The sequence below is a fragment of the Nonomuraea lactucae genome (assembly GCF_003313395.1).
Lineage (GTDB): Bacteria > Actinomycetota > Actinomycetes > Streptosporangiales > Streptosporangiaceae > Nonomuraea > Nonomuraea lactucae.
Map to the genome: position 1 here is coordinate 1 of NZ_QNFZ01000688.1, position 3,203 is coordinate 3,203.

Here is a 3,203-nt window from a genome sequence, read left to right on the forward strand (position 1 = left end):
CGCCTGCCTGGACGCCGTCCGCGCCGCGGCGCTCATCGGCACCGCCCAGGCGCGCGCCCACGGCATCCGCCCCGTCACCCCTGCCGGACCCGCCCCGCCCGCCGGGTCCCCGGTCCGGACACTGGACGAGTGGGAGGCCAAGCGCGCCCTCGCCTCGTCCGGCCTGCCGGTCCCGGAAGGCGCACTGGCCGGCGCGGACGAGGCCGTGCGGTGCGCCGAGACGCTCGGCTATCCCGTCGTGGTGAAGGCCGTGTCGGCATCGCTCCCGCACAAGACCGAGGCGGGGGCGGTCCGGCTGAACCTGGGCGGCCCGGACGCCGTGCGCGCCGCGGTGGAGGCCATGTCCGGTCTCTCCGAACGGTTCCTCGTCGAGCGCATGGTCCGCGACGCCGTGGCCGAGCTGGTGGTCGGGGCGCACCGCGACCCGGTGTTCGGCCTGGTGATCACCGTCGGCGCGGGCGGGGTGCTGGTGGAGCTCCTGCGCGACGCGGCCCGCATCCTGCTGCCGGCCTCCCGGGAGGACGTCCGCGCGGCGCTGACCTCGCTGGCGGCCTGGCCGCTGCTCACCGGATACCGGGGACGACCGCGCGGCGACGTGGAGGCGGTCATCGACGCCGTGGCCGTGGTCGCCCGCTACGCGCGGGCGCACGCGGACCGGCTCGTCGAGCTGGACGTGAACCCGCTGCTGGTCCTGCCCGAAGGCCACGGCGTGCTCGCCGCCGACGCCCTGATCCGCCTCACCGAGGAGTCGTGGGATGCCTGATCCGGTACGGCTGGCGCGGGACGGGGGCGTCCTGACCGTCGTCCTCGACCGGCCCAGGGCCAACGCCATCGACGTCGCCACCAGCAACGCGCTCCACTCGGCGTTCGACCTCCTGCGTACGGACCCCGGCCTGCGCGTGGCCGTCCTCACCGGAGCGGGCGGGCGGTTCTTCTCGGCCGGCTGGGACCTGAAGGCCGCCGCCGCGGGCGAGGCGGTCGACGCCGACCACGGCCCCGGCGGGTTCGCCGGGCTGACCGAGTTCTTCACCCTCGACAAGCCGGTGATCGCCGCGGTCAACGGGCTGGCGCTGGGCGGCGGGTTCGAGCTGGCGCTCGCGGCCGACCTGGTCGTGGCGGCCGACACCGCCGAGTTCGCGCTGACCGAGGTGAGGCTGGGCATGATCCCCGACTCCGGCGGCGTCCTGCGGCTGCCCCGGCGTCTGCCACCCGCCCTGGCGGCCGAGTTGCTCATGACCGGACGGCGCATGCCGGCGGCGGAGGCGGCCCGCTGGGGCCTGGTCAACCGGGTCGTCCCCGCCGACCGCCTCCTCGATTCGGCCGCCGAGCTGGCCCACGACATCTGCGCCGCGGCGCCGCTGGCCATCGCCGCGATCAAGGAGATCACGCGGGCGACCGACGGTCAGGGCGTGCGGGAGGCGTACCACACGCTCCGCACCGCCGACCTGCCGCGTTACCGCGCCATGCTCGCCTCACGCGACGCCCGGGAGGGGCCGCTGGCGTTCGCCGAGAAGCGGCCGGCGCGCTGGGAAGGCCGGTGACGCCGCGCCCGAACGCGCCTGAGGTGTTGCCTGAACGCCCGGCCGGTGGGCAGGCTGGGGCAGGTGAGCAGCGATGAGACGCGAGACGGTGTGTCGCTGACCAATCTCGACCGGCCGCTGTTCGACGGGACGGAGGCGGCCAAGCGGGACCTGGTCGACTACCTGGACGCGGTCCGCGACCGCATCCTGCCGGTCCTGCGCGGCCGGGCCCTGTCGGTGATCCGCGTACGGCCCGGCCAGGAGCCGTTCATGCAGAAGAACGTGCCCAAGTACGCCCCCTCCTGGGTGCGGACGGTGTCCGTCTGGGCGGAGGCCTCGCAGCGGCAGGTGTCCTACGCGCTCTGCGACGACCGCCGCACCCTGCTCTGGTTCGCCAACCAGCGGGCGGTCGAGTTCCACCCGGCGCTGGTGCGCGGCGACGGGCCCACCCATCTGGTGCTCGACCTGGACCCGCCGGCGGGCGGCGCGTTCGAGGTGACCGTGGGGGCCGCGCGGCTGGTCCGCCGGGCGCTGGACGACGCCGGGCTGGCCGGGGCGGTGAAGACCAGCGGGGCCAAGGGCGTGCACGTGTTCGTGCCCGTGGAGGAGGGGGTGGCGATGGACGACCTGGCCGCGGCCACCCGCGCGCTGGCCGCCCGGGCCGAGCGCGTGGACCCGGCGCTCGCCACCACGGCCTTCATCCGGGAGGACCGCGAGGGCAAGGTGTTCCTCGACTCCACCCGGGCGGGCGGGGCGACCGTGGTGGCCGCCTACAGCCCGCGCGTGCGGCCCGGCGTGCCCGTCTCCTTCCCCGTCGCCTGGGAAGATCTCGACCGGGTCACTCCCGCGGACTTCACCATCCGCACGGTGCCTGGGCTGCTGGCGGACGGCGACCCGTGGGCCGAGCTGATGCCGTCCCCGCAGCGCCTCCCGGCCGACCTGGTCGAGGAGGGGCACACGATCCCGATCGCCCGAGTCCAGGCCATGCACGAGGGCAAGCGCCGCGCCAGGGCCCGCCGCGCCGAGTGACCTGCGGCGAGGACGGCCAGGCCCTCCAGGGCCGCGCGGGCTTGCGCTCTGGGCGAATCCGCTGAGGGCGTGAACCCGGCCACGGCGCCGGCCGGCTGGGCCAGAGTTGGGGCATGAAGCTGCTTGTGCTCGGCGGCACCGAGTTCGTCGGCCGCGCCTTCCTCGACGAGGCACTCGCGATGGGATGGGAGGTGACCGTCCTCAACCGCGGCACCCACGAGCCGCCTCCAGGGGTCACCGCCCTGCGGGGTGACCGCTCGGCTCCGGGAGGGCTCGCCGCCCTCGGCGACGGCGTGTGGGACGTCGTGGTCGACACCTGGTCGTGGGCGCCGTCCGCCGTGCGCGACAGCGCGAGCCTGCTGGCGGGGCGGGCCGGGCACTATGTGTACGTCTCCAGCCGGTCGGTGCACGGCTATCCGGTGCCCGCGGGCGCCGACGAGAGCGCGCCCGTGGTGGAGGCGTCGGCCGACGACGACGGCCATGCCGACTACGCCCGCGCGAAGGCCGGAGGGGAGCTGGCGGCCGTGGCGGCGTTCGGCGACCGGGCACTGCTGGCCCGCGCCGGCCTGATCCTCGGGCCCCACGAGAACATCGGGCGCCTGCCGTGGTGGCTGACCCGGATCGCCCGCGGCGGCCCGGTGCTCGCGCCGGGCC

Annotated in this window: 4 protein-coding genes; all 4 read left to right on the top strand. The window is 76.1% G+C overall.

Translation table 11 applies throughout. The features are described 5' to 3' along the window. Nucleotides 1-763, top strand: a 763-nt coding sequence (locus tag DQW85_RS25440) for an acetate--CoA ligase family protein (protein ID WP_205315401.1), incomplete at its 5' end; no start/stop codon positions are given. After that, nucleotides 756-1,541, top strand: a complete 786-nt coding sequence (locus DQW85_RS25445; protein ID WP_113702493.1) for an enoyl-CoA hydratase-related protein — start codon at nucleotides 756-758, stop codon at nucleotides 1,539-1,541. The genes DQW85_RS25440 and DQW85_RS25445, both read left to right, overlap by 8 nt. A gap of 63 nt (nucleotides 1,542-1,604) precedes the next feature. Further along, nucleotides 1,605-2,549, top strand: coding sequence for a DNA polymerase domain-containing protein (locus DQW85_RS25450; RefSeq protein WP_240197420.1), 945 nt, complete (start codon nucleotides 1,605-1,607; stop codon nucleotides 2,547-2,549). A gap of 113 nt (nucleotides 2,550-2,662) precedes the next feature. After that, nucleotides 2,663-3,203: NAD-dependent epimerase/dehydratase family protein (locus DQW85_RS25455; protein WP_338043416.1), on the top strand; the 541-nt coding region annotated here is incomplete at its 3' end.